Genomic DNA, 14,094 nt, shown 5'->3' on the forward strand with positions numbered 1-14,094 from the left:
CTTGCATCCCTGCGCCGCGATGCAGGCCGACACCGCATCGCTGGCGCAGCGTCGGCGATGCATCGTCCAGATCCCCGCCGGCAGGACCGGGTTCCGGCATGGCATGATCCAGCGCTGTCCATGCATGGGACAGGTGACGCCAATGCACCCAGGAGATCGAGATTGAGCAAGTGGTTGTCGGTGGGATTGAGTGCGGTGCTGCTGGTCGCTTGCGCCGACAGGTCGCAGGAACCGGCGTCGCCGTCGGCACAACACACGTCGGAACAGGCACCGGCCGCGCGCACCATGGCCTCGGTCGCCGGCGGGCAACGCGGCGAAGGAAAGCCTTACGAAATCGTGGACAGCCAGGTCTGGAACGTGCCCGACCCGGTCTCCGGCCGCGACTACCAGGTGTTCGTCGCGTTGCCGCGCGCCTATGCCGACGAGCCTGCCCGCCGCTATCCGGTGCTCTACGTCACCGATGCCGACTACTCTTTCCCTCTGGTCCGGCAGATCGCGCGCCGCTTGAACGGCGAAGGGCCGGCCATCGACGAGTTCGTGCTGGTCGGCCTTTCCTACGCGATCGGCGACGCGCCCATGCCCAGTCGCCGACGCGACTACACCCCGACGCCGGAAGGCGGCGCAGACGCAGCGCCGGACGCGACACACGGCAAGGCGGGCGCCTACATGGCCTACCTGCGCGACCAGGTGCTGCCGTTCGTGGCGCAACGCTATCGCACCGACGAACACCGGCGCCTGTTCCTCGGCCACTCCTACGGCGGCCTGCTCGGCACGCAGATCCTGCTGACCGCACCGGAGATGTTCTCCGGCTACATCCTGGGCAGCCCCTCCTACTGGTACGGCGAGCACGCCATGCAGGCGCAGGAAACGGCCTTCGCCGCCAGCCACAAGGACTTGCCGGCGCAGGTCTACATGTACGTCGGCGAATACGAGCAGCGGCGTTATGGACAGAACTACGACATGGTGTCGGATGCGCAGGAGATGACGCGGACGCTGCGAGCACGGCACTACCCGTCGTTGCAGCTGCAGTTGGACGTGCTCAACGACGAAGACCACCTGAGCGTGGCGCCGCGCGGGCTCACCCATGGGCTGACCTATCTGCTGGGCACCAAGGCGCCCCGATGACACGACCGCCACGCCGGCGTGCGGGCCGGCACGCATGCGCCGCGTTGGCGGCCCTGGTCGCCGCATCGGCTGCGGCGGGCGCGGCCGCACAGCCGGTGGCGCCGGCGCCCGGTACGGGATTCGAGGTCGAACGCTACGCGGTGACCCTGCATCCCGATCTGGCGACCACCGCCGTGACCGGAACCCAAAGCATCACGCTGCGCGGCACGCAGCGGGTGTCGCAGCTGGTGTTCTCGCCCAACGCGTTGCAGCTGCACGCAGCGTCGCTGGACGGGCGCGCGGTGACCGTGGTCAAGCGCGCCGACGGCCTTGTCTTCGACCTGCCCGTGCCGCTGGAGAAGGGCGCGACCGCCACGCTCCGCTTCGCGCTGGAGGGCGTGCCGGCGCGCGGCCTGATCCGCGCCGGCGACGGCGTCTACAGCAGCTATTTCGCCTGCGACTGGATGGTCTGCCTGCAGGACGCGCCCGGCGACAAGGCCGAGTTCGCGCTCGACCTGCTGCTGCCGGCAGGCGCGGCCTCGCTGGGCGTCGGCAAGGCGTTGCCGCTGCGCGCTCGCCGCGACGGCCTGGTCCTGCATCGCTGGCGCTCCACCCGGCCCTACTCGGCCTACCTGTTCGGCTTCGCCGCGGGAACCTTCGCCAAGGCCACGGTCAACACCGACGTGGGCGAGCTGGTGTACATGGACGCCACCGGGCAAGGGGCCGACCTGGCGGCAGCGTTCGCACAGGCACCGGGCATCGCGCGCTTCCTGGCCGACAAGGCCGGCATCGCGCTGCCCGACCGGCGCTACACCCAACTGCTGGTGCCGGGACAGGAAGCACAGGAAGCCGCGACGTTTTCCCTGATCGGCCAGGACGCGCTGGAAGAGGACAACCAGGCACCGTCCGCAGCGTGGATCGTGGCCCACGAGATGGCCCACCAGTGGTGGGGAAATCTGGTGACCTGCGCGTCGTGGCAGGACTTCTGGTTGAACGAGGGCATCACCACCTTCATGACCGCGGCCTGGAAGGAACAGGCGGTCGGGGCTGCCGCCTACCGGCAGGAGCTGGAACTGGCGCAGCGTCGGCTCGAGCGCGCCCGCGCCGCGGGATTCGACAAGCCGCTCGCCTGGTCGGGCAGCTATCCCTCCCTCGGCATGCGCCGCGCGGTCCAGTACAGCAAGGGTGCGCTGTTCCTCGCACACCTGCGCGATCGCCTGGGCGAGCCGGCCTTCTGGAACGGCATCCGTGGATTCACCCGCGGCCATGCCGGAAAGACCGTCACCAGCCGTGATTTCCAGAACGCGATGGAGCGCGCCAGCGGCCAGGATCTGTCGGCCGTCTTCGCCGAATGGGTCTACGGCACCGCGACACCGTCGCCGGCCACGATGCCGCCGGCGACGACGACTGCTGTGCCGGCCCGATGAGCGAGGCGTGGCAGATCGACGACCTGCCACGCCCTGCGCTCACATCGCCTTCTTGATCGCTTCCGCTTTCGCCAGATGCTGCTCGACGTGGGTCTTGGTCTCGGCCAGGTGCGCCTTGACCGGCTCCGTCGAAGCCGCCGCCATCATCTGCGTGTCGATCAGCTGCAGCGCATCCTTGTGCCCGGCGATCATCGCGTCGATATAGGCCGCGGCATAGTCCTTGCCGGATTTCTGGCCCAACGTCGTCAGCTCCTGCTCGCCCTTGGTCTCGAGTTGCTTGACGTCGGGCGTCTCGGCCAGCGTGCCGAGCGCCTTGGTCTTCTCCAGGTTCTCGGCGTGCTCTTTCTCCATCATCTTCGCGTACTCGAGCACCGCGCCGGTCACCTGCTTCTCCTGCGCCTGCTTTGCCGCGGCGATTTCGTTCTTGTCGACCGCGCCCAGCAGGCCCAGGGCGATGTCGTCGCCCGAACTCGCGCGCGCCGCGCCCTCCGGTGCCGGGCTGGCCTCGCCGACCGGCAGCGTGGTGGGAGTGGCGGTGCCGCCCACCGGCGTCGGCTCGGTGCTCGCGGCGGGCGTCTGCGCGGTCGGCGCCGGTGCCGGCGTGTCGTTGTCCTTGTTCGGCTTGCAGCCCGCCATGGTCAGCACAGCGGCGATGGACAGGACCAATAGTGAATGTTTCATATGCGATTCCCTCTCGAATGGGGGTATCAGCATCCGCCTGCCCGGGTGAAGACGCCTCATGCAGTGCGCGTGAATTCTTCAGCTATTCCCGATTCGCGAGACGACGGGCGCTTTGTGCACATGCCGCAAGGCAAATCTCCGCTGCGTTGCCTGGACGCTCGCACCGGGTCCGGCCCGATACGTGCGCGCCGGTGCAGGCACTCCGATGAAACCCGCACCGCGCCCGAGTCGCAGGATCGACACGTCCTTTGCTACTCAGTACTTGCGCGCATCCGCGCTAGGCGCAAGCGCGGCGAAGCGGGCAGTGCTGAAATCGTGCAGCAGGCGCACGACCTGCTCGCCGTCCTCGGCGTAGCGCCGGAAGTCGCTCTTGGCCAGCCGGTACAGACAGCCATCGCGAGCGAAGACCAGGTCGCCACCGTCCCAATCGGCCCAGTCGCTGCCGGGAAGGTCAAGCAACACCGCGCCCTCCCGGTCCAGCACGCGATGATCCAGGCCGTACCACGCTTCGTTGTTACGACCGACAGCATGCAGCAGCGACTGCAGCCGGCGCCCGTTGGCGCCGGCCTTTTCCGCTATGCGTGGTCGGGTGAAGCGATAGAGCGTGGTGGCACTCAGGCCACCGGTCTCGCCCTCGCCGACATCGACTACCTGCCAACCGTCGCGCTGCCGCAACACGCCATCGATCGGCTGGTCTTCGCCGCCGCCCGAGCCGCGGCCGAATGGCCGGACCTGCATGTCGTGCGGCACCTGGAAGCCGGTCGGCAGCGGAAAGGGATCGCGGCCTTGCTGCGGACGATGGTTCAACAGCAGCGTCCGCTCGTCCTCGAACATGCCGCCGCCGCCCCAGCAGTCGCCCTTCGGCCACAATGCCAGCGCGGTGAAGAACGGCGGACGCGACAGCGCCGTCCACGTGACGAAATCGCCATGCTGCTTGGACGCGAAATACACCAGCAGCCGGCCCGACGGCGACAGATCGCAACGCCGCTCGTAGATGCGGCCCTTGAACCACTGCCCGTGTTCGAAGCTGTCGTCGCGCAGGTCCCAGCGGATCAGCTGCACCTGCTTGCTGGGCCCGCGGCGGAAGATCACCCCGCTGCGCGCGTCGCGCGCAAGCAATGCGTAGAGCCGCGTGGCGGGTGCACGGTGTCCATCGTCGTGCCGAGTCGGTTGCAAGCGATCGTCTCCATGAAACCACAGGCTGCGCGAACCCGCTGCGTACGTCCGGATGGACCGACACTCGGTTCTGCGCAGTTGCCAATCCTACCCGCATGCGCCGCGAAAGGCAGGCCACCCAACTGCACGAAGCGGTGAGTTTCCTGGCAATGCCTCGGCTGCAGCACACGCAGCGACACCCTTCGAAGACGCCACCACCGAGACGCATGGAACGATCGCCGGGACCATGCGCCATCCTGCATTCGCATGCGTCTGCGCATGCATGACACGCGTAAAAAAGGCGCGGTAAGCTGCGGACACTCCGCCATGTCCCCATGCCCTCTCATGCGCCATGTCCAGACCGATGCCCTCTCCATCGACCTGCCCGATCGCTTCAGCGCCGTGCGGCAGATCGGCCAGTGCATCAAGGCCGCCTATCCCGTCGCCGACGACGAGGTCTCGCTCGGTATCGTGATCGTGCGGCACAAGACCCCGCACGACGCGGCCGCCGATCCGTGGGCGCACTTCCGCACCGAGTGCCGCACACGGCGCGGCGACGTGGAGCTGCTGTCGGAACAGGCGCTGGACATCGACGGCCATGCCGCGCTACGGATCGCCTCGCAGGGCAACGGCTATGCCTACCTGTTCGTCATGGTCCAATTGGACGACGCGTTGTACCTGGACATCGTGGGCGATTGCCCGGCGGGGACCGAGGCCGAGCACTTTCCGGTACTGGACGCCGCCCTGCGCAGCCTGCGCGTGACCGGCGATCCCGCCGCCGCCCTCGCGGCGCACGAAACCTGGATGCAGGACATGTTCGGCGGCGATGAGGACGAAGAAGACGCCGACGATGCGCATCCCGCGCCGGTAGCCGCGCCGGCGGAACCGTTCCGCATTCCCGAAGACGGCGTGGAGGTGTTCCAGATCGACGACCTGGCATTCGACTTCCCGCGCGAGACCGCGCCCAGCATCGGCACGGCGAGCAGCACCGGCGGCGAGCTGAGCATCGACCTGCAGGCCCGCGCGCGCAAGGCGGACGCCGCCGCGCGGCCGCACCTGGTGGACGAGGCCAAGGTCTATTTCCGCTTCTCGGTGAAGGGCATCCACCACGCCGGGATTCCGACTGGTCGGATCCGCTTCGAGGACGATCGCGCGCCGGACCAGCAGGCCTATCTCTGGTCTGGCGGACTGCGTCACGACCTCAAGCTCTGGGGCGAACTGGTGCTGGAACAGGGCTGGGTCGGCTTCAGCGGCTATCTGCAGGCCGATGGCGCGGGCCCTCGCTATCCGGTGCGCATCGCGCGCAAGCTGGCGATGCATGCGCTGGATTGGTCGCACTACCGTTTCACCTCGATGGACGAGCTGGCGAGCGCGCCTCCCGGCGTGCCGCGCCACGTGCACCTGACCAACCTGGCCGGGCCGACGCTGCCGCACGCGCTTTACGCCTATCCGGCGCTGCGCTCGCTCAGCCTCTACTACGACGACGACGCCATCGCCGCCAGCGGCGTGCGGGAACTGCCGGACGCGGTGGCCGGCCTGTCCAATCTGGAAGACCTGACGATCGTGAGGGCCAGCGCGCTCGAACAGCTGCCCGCCGCACTCGGGTCGCTGCGCGGATTGCAGCGCCTGCATATCACCGGCACCGGCATCCGCACACTGCCGCCGCAACTGCTGTCGTTGCCACTGGTGTATTGCGTGCTGGACAACAACGCCCTCGCGCAGCTGCCCGAGGCGCCGTTCCCCGCCACGCTCAAGACCCTCTCGCTTTCGCGCAATCGGTTGCAGACCGTGCCCGCCAGCGTGGCGGCGTTGCCGGCGCTGCAGCGGCTGGATCTCACCCACAACCCGTTGACCGCGCTGCCGGCCGGCCTGGAACGCATCGAGCGATTGGAACTGGAACTGCCGAAGAAGCACGCGCTGTTGGACTACCGCTACAAGGGCGCCGACGGTCAAGGCACCATCGCCTTCGACGACGCCACCTTTTTCGCGCGCAACGACGCGACACTGGCCGGGCAGTTGGAGGAGGCGCTGGCCAGCGATGCGCAATGGACGCCGTACCGCTCCGGAATGCAGGCGCTGGCCTGGCATGCGGTGGCACTGGCCACGGACGCGCCGGACGACTACCGCGCACGCGGCAACACCCGCTTCGGTGGACTGCCCGACCTGCCGCCGGACATGCCCTACCCGCGCCACACCGATGCCGACGGCAGCACCAGGCCCATGCAGTTCATCGCCCAACTCGACTGCGCGCAGCTGGCGCCGCTGCAGCGCTACCTGCCGCGGACCGGCGTGCTGTACTTCTTCATCTCCGACCAGGAAGACCTCGCGCCACGGGTCTTCCATTACGACGGCCCGAACGACGCCCTGCAGACGGCGGCGGACCTGACGCGCGATGCCGCGCAGATCGATGGCATGGAGGACGACTCCCTCCCTTACCGCGCAAGCGCCACCGCTTGGATCAGCGTGCCGCACTTCTATTCCGACGAAGCGTATTACCAGGGAGCGGCCGAGGGCCTGGACGGCCTGGAGGACGCGTACGAACTGGTCGAAGCGCTGCGCGACCGCCTTGCGGCGCAATCCACCGTCAAGCCGGTGCACGGCGTGAACAGCCATGTATTCAAGCAGCACGACACCCCGCTCAGCGAAGCCGCCAACCGCCTGCGCGGGCGCGCCGAGGACTTCATGGTGCTGCTGCGCGTGGCATCGGACCCGCACCCCGGCTTCTGCTTCTGGGACGCGGGCGAACTGTATTTCGTGATCCACAAGAGCGACCTCGCCAAGCGCGATTTCTCCAACGTGTATTGCGGACTGGAGAGCAGCTAGGCACGCGCATCTTTGCGCGTTGGCGCCGGGCATGCGGTGACATCCTGAGTGCCGAACCGACACCGCGGCATCGGCGGCAAGGAACGCAGCCAACACCGCACCGAATCGGCAAGCGCTCGGCAACCGCCGTGACATGCCGGCGGCGGCAACCGCGCCCCACGCAAACTCGATAAGATCGCCGCCGGACTTCAGCGCAATCGGACCGGGGGCAACGTGGCATCGAACGAGCGGACTTGGCTGCGCGACGCGGGCCTGTGCATCGGACTCGTCTTCGGCATGGTGGCGTCCAGCGGCGTGCAGGCCCACTCGGTGTCGGTGTCCAGTCCCGATCGCAGGATCGTGGCGGTGCTCAGCGACGACGCGGGCGCGCTGCGCTACACGATCGAGGCCGACGGCCAGGCGCTGCTCGCGCCCTCGCCGCTGGGGATCCGCGTGGACGGCCTGGAACTCGGCGCGCAAAGTACGATCGGCAACGTGCGCCGCGGCGCCACCGATGCACGCTATCGGCTCAACGGCGGCAAGGCCGTGGCGCACGACCGCGCCACGACCGCGACGGTGTTGCTGACCGCGCACGGCCGCGCCTTCGAAGCGGACCTGCATGTCGCCGACGACGGCGTCGCGGTACGTTTGCGTCTGCCCGCGCGCAAGGACAGCCACGTCGAGGCCGACCGCTCCGGATGGACCTTGGCCGAGAACGATCCGCCGGTCTGGGCCACCGCACTCCTGCCCGATTACGAGAACAGCTACACCGGCCTGTCGCTGCGCAGCCTCGGGACGGGACGCTACGGCCTGCCGCTCACCGCGCACAGCAAGGGATTCTGGATCACCCTGAGCGAAGCGGCGGTGGTCGACTACGGCGACCTGGCCATCGAGCGCGCGGCGGACGGCAGCCTGGCCGGCGTGCTCTATGCCGATCCGCAGGGCTGGCGAACGGATGCCGCCGTGGTGCAACCGTGGCGCGTGACCATCATCGCCCGCACGCTCACCGACCTGGTCAACTCCACCCTGGTGCAGAACCTCAACCCGCCGCCAGCGCCCGCCCTGGCCGACGCGAACTGGATCAAGCCCGGTCGCTCGGCATGGCAATGGCTGGCAGTCGGCGAGCCGCGCGAGGACGAGCAGCGGCAATGGGTCGACTGGACCCACCAGCTGGGCTTCGAGTACTACCTGGTGGACGACGGCTGGAGCACATGGAAACAGCCGTGGGAGACGCTGGCCGATACGGCGCGCTACGCACGCGCACAAGGCGTCGGCCTGTGGCTGTGGGTGCACAGCCGCGAGGTGCAGCATGCGCCCGAGCGCAAGGCGCTGCTGCGCAAGATCGCCGCCACCGGCATCGTCGGGGTCAAGGTCGATTTCCCGGCGCCGGCCAGCCGCGACTGGTCCAACTGGTATACGGACGTGGCGCGCGACGCGGCGGCCGAGCACCTGATGGTCGATTTCCACGGCGCCATGAAACCCACCGGCACCGAGCGCACCTGGCCCAACGTCCTCACCCGCGAGGGCGTGCGCGGGCACGAATGGCACATCACCCGCTACAACCGCGTACTGGCCGCCGACCACGACACCATCCTGCCCTTCACCCGCTACGTCGTCGGGCCGGGCGACTACACGCCCACCGTGTTCGAACCGAAGGAACTGATGGGCAACAGCTGGGCGCACGAACTGGCGCAGATGGTCCTGTTCACCTCGCCGTTCCTGGCGATGGGCGGCCACCCGCAGACCTATCTCGCCAATCCCGCCCTGGACGTGCTCAAAGCGGTGCCCGCCACATGGGACGAAACCCTCGTGCTGCCCGGCAGCGAGCCGGGCAAGGTGGCGGCCATGGCCAGGCGCCATGGCCGCGACTGGTTCATCGCGGTGATCAACGGCGGTGCTGCCACGCGCATGACGCTGAAGCTGGATTTCCTGAAGAAGGGCAACTGGAAACTCACCGAACTGGGCGACGCGCCTGCGCGGCCGGATGCGTGGGAGCGCAAGGACCCAGACGTGACGCGGGATGGAGCGATCGCGTTGGAGTTGGCGCCGCGTGGCGGATTCGTCGGTTATCTGAAAGCGCAGTAGGCACGCCTCGACAACGCTTTCCGACGGCGCATGGCCGCGATCGTACCGGGCCTGCGACTACTGCAGGCCCGGATGTCACGTGCGAACGAGCCGCTTGGCAGCGACGCCAGGCAGGCTACTTGGCAATGACCGAGGTCCCGGACGGCACCATGTAGCACGCTTGCGCCTTGGCGCAGGCCTCGGCGTTGATCTCGGCGATCTGGCTGGCCAGGTACTGCTCCGGGGTCAGCCCCATGCGATTGCGATACGCGTTGTCGGCATCGGCCTTGGCGACCTGTTCCTGCTCGCGCTGGCGCTCGGCGGTGGTGGCCTCGACCAGGGTCTTGACCCGCTGTTGCTGCGCGGCGGTGAGGTTCATCTGCTGCAGCACATCCGCATTGGGCCGCGCACGGCCTAGGGTGATGTTCTGGATCTGGATCGGCAGGCCCTGCTCCTTGACCAGCGCGCGCACGCTCTCGGTGACCGCATCGTCGATCTTCCGCGCGGTGTCCGGGTCGCTCATCATCCGCGTCATGTCGTAGCGCTTCACCTGGTCGCGCACGATCGCCGCGTACTGACTGGCCACGTTGTTCTTGAACCAGTCCTGCCCGAAGCCCGACAGCAGCAACGCCGGCGCGGTGATGCGGTATTGGATCTGGGTGGAGAAGTCCAACAGGATGTTGTCGCTGGACGAGAAATCGTCGAACGCCACCTGCACCGTCTGCGGCGTGACATCCACGTACACCGCCGACGTGGTCCACCAGGCATAGGTCCGGCCGGGCTCGCGCACGTCGTCCAGGCGGATGCCGCCCTTGCTCCAGAAAATGGGCTTGTCGACCAGCACGGCCTGCTGCCCCGGATCGGGCGAGACCACGGTACAGGCGCAGAGCAGGCTCGCCATTGCGGCGGCCAGTGGAAGGTGTTTCATCGATGTCCCCTGATCGGCCGGCGCGGCCCGCGGCCCGTTGTGCCGTGAATGCTAGCCGATCCCTGCGAACCTGCACTAGAGGTTGCCGACCCAGGCACCGGACATGGCGCGCGCGAGGCGTTCGGATCGACCTCAGCGTCCGGGCCTCCACGACCGCAACCCCGACACCGCCTGTTCGAGCCCCCGGCCGTAACGCACATCGGCAATGCTGCCGTTGCTCACCAGGTCCGGCATGCACCCGGCGCCGACGACGTCGCTCCCTGCCCGCGCTCGACTTCCAGCGTTCATGCCGTCCCAGCGGACGCCCGGCTAAGCTCCGATCGACGCCAAGGACTCCAGGGAGGACACGCACGATGTCACAGCACGCCATCGAAGATCTGGTCGAGAACACGATCCATCTGGTGGACCGCAGCACGCTGGACGGCGCGCGCCAGGCCGAGATGATCCACGGGCTGCTCGATCTGCAGGCGCGCTACGACACCAGCCTGACCTGGTTCCGACTGCCCGACGTACTGCTGCGGCACGGCGTGCTGGTACGAACGCCGGCGCAGGCGCTGACCGATACCGCACTGCGTGCGCAGGCGTTGGCAGCCGATGCGCCGGGCTGGCTCGGGCACGAGGACGACGCGGCCTACCTCGAATGGGAGGGCCAGGCGCGCGTGCTCTACCGGCAGGCCAAGGCCGGCACCTCGCTGCCAGTGTCGAAGCTCTTCCGTGACGTGCTTGCGCTCGCCGACGAGGCCGACGACACCGACCTGTTCACCGACTGGTACGCGCTGCTGGCGAATGGCTGGCTGGACGACACCTTCACCGCCGAGGACGGCATCGCCGCCACGCTCGATGGCCTGCTCGCTTCGGACGATCTTCAGGCGATCCGCGCGCTCGCGGCGCGTCGTGGACTCAAACGCCGGCGTGGCGTGCCCGAGGCGCTTGCGCTGCCGCGGTCGAACGACAGCATCGAGCAAGGCGACGTCGAACGCAGCGCCGTCCTGCGCTTCTTCCTGGAACCCAAGCGCAAGCCAGCCGCCTTGCTGACCGCGCGCGACAAGGCGCGGGCCCAGCAAGCCCGCGTGCGCGAAGTGATTCCCGCGTTGATCGAGCAGCATTTGGGCAGCGCGCTGCACGCCGCCGGCTGGTCGCCTGTGCCCACCGATACCGCCTTCCAATGGCGATGGACCCGGGAGCGCGACGATAGCCGCCAGTTCCTCTGGGCGACCCACGACGCCAAGTTGGGCGTGCTGATGGTCCAGGCGGGCCTGCAGCATGCGCAACTACTCGCGTGGCAGCAGCGTGCCGCCACCACCCAGCTGCACGACCTGCATTTCCAGGACATTGCTGCGGGATTCCTTGGTCAGCACATTCTCCACAGCAAGGACATCGGCGCGTTCGGCGGCTGGGTGCTGAATCCTGCCGACAGCGATGCGCAGCTACGCGCCACCCTCGATCGCCTGGCGGCCGCACTTCCCGCGCTGGACACCAACTACTTCGATTTCATCACCCGGCAGTTCTCAGAATCGCTGTTCGCACGCGACGTCGACACCCTGCTGCATCTGCTGGAAGAGGGCGACGACGACGGCGCGGTTCCGCCCTACGTGCTGTTCGACAGCCCCGACAGCCTGCTGCTGGCCTTCGTCTTCCACCATCTCCAGCGAGGCGACGAGGCCGCGGCGATGGCGATCGTCGAGCGCCTGCGGGCACGCCAGGCTGCGCGCGGGCGCCTCAGCCCCTGGCATCGCGACCATCTGGCGCCGTTCCTGCAGCAATGGGACGAAGGCCGGCGCGATCTGTCGATGCCGCCGGTGCTGCATGCGCTGCTGGTCAGTCATTTGCGTGCGCAGGAAACGGGGTGAGCGCCGTCCTCAGATTCCACCTCGCTGGTGGCGTACCGCTTCGTGCCCGTCATTCGCGGCGGGCGGTGACGCACGCGGTGGGGGCATGACAGCGTGGGCAGCTCATGGCGCTGCGCATCGCGATACAGCGCACGCCTGTCCATCCATCGCTGGCGTTTCCGCCAGCACTAGCCGCACAAGGAAACGGCCCGCTTCGCATCAGCGGATGTGCGCACCCGCACCAGATTGACCGCCCTGCGCGTGCAGGGCTGGCCGGCCGGGACCTATTGTCCAGCAGGTGCTCGATCGGCAGCCGACCGGCTTGGTCTGGATATCGAGCCCAGCTTCATCGGCCTGCTTCCGGCAATCCCCAACGCCGCCACCGCTTGTTCGAGCACCGAGTCCCTCCCCTCGCGCACATCGGCGATGGTGCGGCTGGCCACGACGTCGGGGACGACACCGACGCCGACGAAATCGCTGCCATCCGGATAGCTGTCGCGCTTCACGCAAATCCGCGCCGAACCGCCGCCCGGCAAGTCCAGCGTGAGCGGCTGCCCCGTGCTGCCGCCGGTCGCTTGCCCCACCAAGGGGCCGCGCCGCATCAGATGAAACACCGCCGCCGTGTCTTCGCCGGCCGAGAAGGTCGCAGCATCCACCAGCATCGCCACCGGTCCCTTGTAGGTACGCGGCTCCGGCATCAACACGTCATCGCGTACCGGCAGCCATTCGATCAAGCGGCCACTGCGCGCTTGTTGCAGCGACGATCCGTTATCGCGCATGACGGATCGCACCTGCGGCAAGGAACCTTCAGCCACGAAGCGCAGGATCGACAATCCGAACCGGGTGTTCCCACCGCCATTGCCGCGCAGATCCAGGATCAAGCCCGGCGCGGCGAGCACCCTGTCCAGATCCTGCCTGAGCGCCTTGACGCTGGCGTCGTCCTCGAGCTGCGCCACGCGCAGCACGGCGACACCGTCCTTGCGGAAGGTCAACAGCGGCGCGGCCGCCACCGCCTGCGCTTTGTAGCCACTGCGCGCCGCCCGCACCTCGCGGCGGCGCCCATCGCGGTGTACGACCGTCAGCACCACCGGCTTGGCCGCATCGCCGGACAGCAACGCATAGGTGTACGTTCGCACCTCGAGGTCTTGCGGCGTCGAACTGCTGAGATAGGGCCGCACCGCGCGCTCGGCGTAGCGCTCCACCGGCTCGCCGTCGATCGCCTCGACGGTATCGCCGGGCTGCACGCCCTGCCGAAGCAATGCCGCGTCGGTGACCGACGTGACCACCACCTTCCCTTCCAGCCGCGCGGTGCGCAGCCCCGGGCGCGCATACCAGCGCGCCTCCAGCGCCGTGGGAGGGAACACGCCGCTATGCCCGTCCTGCAACTTCGCCATGAAACGCGTCAGCACGCGATAGTAGGCATCGGTATCCTGCGCCTGCTGCACCAGCGGCACGGTGTCCAGATACAGGCGATCCCAATCGAGCTCAGGCACATGATCGAACCAGACGAAGCGGTCGCGTGCGGTCATCCACAGTTGCGAGAGCCCGGCAATGCGCTGTGCCTCCGTCAGCTGCGCAGTGTAAGGAACCACCAGCGCAGGTGCCGTCGCGTCGCGCTTCGCCAGCGCCTCATGCCGCCGGAGATCGGCCAGGCGCGGATCGTCCAGCAAGGCCAGCGTCGCGGGATCCTTGTTCACCACGAAATCGATCAGGCCCTCCTGCCAGGCCATGGCGTCCAGCGCTCGCCAGGCCGCGACGGCCGCGTCCCGATCGCCGAGCCACACCTGCACGCGCACCAGATCGCCCAGCAGATTCAAGCGGCGAAAACGCAGCGTCATGCTGCCGTCGGCCAAGGCCAGCACCTGCGGATCGTCCAAATAGCGCAGACCGTCGAGCAATGCGTCGCGCGCACGCCGCAGATCTTCAGGCGAACTCGTTGCACCGTGTTCGGCAAGCTGACTGGCACGGTCGCGGAACTCGGTCACGTGCGCGTAGGCCTGCATGGCCGGATCTTCGGCGGCACTGGCCAACTGGGCCAACTGGGCCAACGACAGACAAACCCCCAAACCAAGCCATCCTGGAAATTTCATCGCAGCTCCTGTGC

9 protein-coding genes and 1 pseudogene are annotated in these 14,094 nt (G+C 68.2%); 6 read left to right on the plus strand and 4 right to left on the minus strand.

Features of this window, described 5'->3' with window-relative positions; translation table 11 throughout:
- Positions 1-162: 162 nt before the first annotated feature.
- Both HDC36_RS15385 and HDC36_RS15390 read left to right on the plus strand, forming a co-directional pair.
- Complete coding sequence (locus HDC36_RS15385) at positions 163-1,125, plus strand: alpha/beta hydrolase-fold protein (protein WP_255432760.1); 963 nt, start codon at positions 163-165, stop codon at positions 1,123-1,125.
- Positions 1,122-2,531 (plus strand): M1 family aminopeptidase, encoded by a 1,410-nt coding sequence (locus HDC36_RS15390; RefSeq protein ID WP_179568979.1) that lies wholly within the window; start codon positions 1,122-1,124, stop codon positions 2,529-2,531. The genes HDC36_RS15385 and HDC36_RS15390 overlap by 4 nt, the downstream gene beginning before the upstream one ends.
- A 39-nt stretch (positions 2,532-2,570) precedes the next feature.
- Here HDC36_RS15390 and HDC36_RS15395 read toward each other — a convergent pair whose 3' ends face one another.
- A complete protein-coding gene (locus HDC36_RS15395) occupies positions 2,571-3,212 on the minus strand; it encodes a DUF4142 domain-containing protein (protein ID WP_179568981.1) in 642 nt (213 codons plus the stop codon).
- Between the two features lie 255 nt (positions 3,213-3,467).
- A complete protein-coding gene (locus tag HDC36_RS15400; protein WP_179568983.1) occupies positions 3,468-4,388 on the minus strand; it encodes a hypothetical protein in 921 nt (306 codons plus the stop codon).
- 324 nt (positions 4,389-4,712) lie between these two features.
- Between HDC36_RS15400 and HDC36_RS15405 the strand changes: the two genes are divergently transcribed.
- Both HDC36_RS15405 and HDC36_RS15410 read left to right on the plus strand, forming a co-directional pair.
- Positions 4,713-7,190 (plus strand): YwqG family protein, encoded by a 2,478-nt coding sequence (locus tag HDC36_RS15405; protein ID WP_179568985.1) that lies wholly within the window; start codon positions 4,713-4,715, stop codon positions 7,188-7,190.
- Positions 7,191-7,403: 213 nt separating this feature from the next.
- The gene (locus tag HDC36_RS15410; RefSeq protein WP_218848404.1) at positions 7,404-9,254 is read left to right on the plus strand and encodes a glycoside hydrolase family 97 protein; all 1,851 of its coding nucleotides are present in this window, start codon (positions 7,404-7,406) and stop codon (positions 9,252-9,254) included.
- A gap of 115 nt (positions 9,255-9,369) precedes the next feature.
- On the opposite strand, the gene HDC36_RS15415 is transcribed toward HDC36_RS15410, so the two are convergent.
- Positions 9,370-10,161: an SPFH domain-containing protein gene (locus HDC36_RS15415; RefSeq protein ID WP_179568987.1), complete on the minus strand. Its 792-nt coding sequence runs from the start codon at positions 10,159-10,161 to the stop codon at positions 9,370-9,372.
- 353 nt (positions 10,162-10,514) lie between these two features.
- Here HDC36_RS15415 and HDC36_RS15420 point away from each other — a divergent pair.
- Positions 10,515-11,624: pseudogene (locus HDC36_RS15420) on the plus strand (hypothetical protein); the annotation flags it as partial.
- Between the two features lie 54 nt (positions 11,625-11,678).
- Positions 11,679-12,011: a hypothetical protein gene (locus HDC36_RS23665; RefSeq protein WP_343204356.1), complete on the plus strand. Its 333-nt coding sequence runs from the start codon at positions 11,679-11,681 to the stop codon at positions 12,009-12,011.
- Positions 12,012-12,274: 263 nt separating this feature from the next.
- On the opposite strand, the gene HDC36_RS15425 is transcribed toward HDC36_RS23665, so the two are convergent.
- On the minus strand, positions 12,275-14,080 hold the full coding sequence (locus HDC36_RS15425; protein ID WP_179568991.1) for a S41 family peptidase: 1,806 nt from the start codon (positions 14,078-14,080) through the stop codon (positions 12,275-12,277).
- Positions 14,081-14,094: the final 14 nt, after the last annotated feature.

This window comes from Xanthomonas sp. JAI131 (genome assembly GCF_013410075.1).
Lineage (GTDB): Bacteria > Pseudomonadota > Gammaproteobacteria > Xanthomonadales > Xanthomonadaceae > Xanthomonas_A > Xanthomonas_A bonasiae.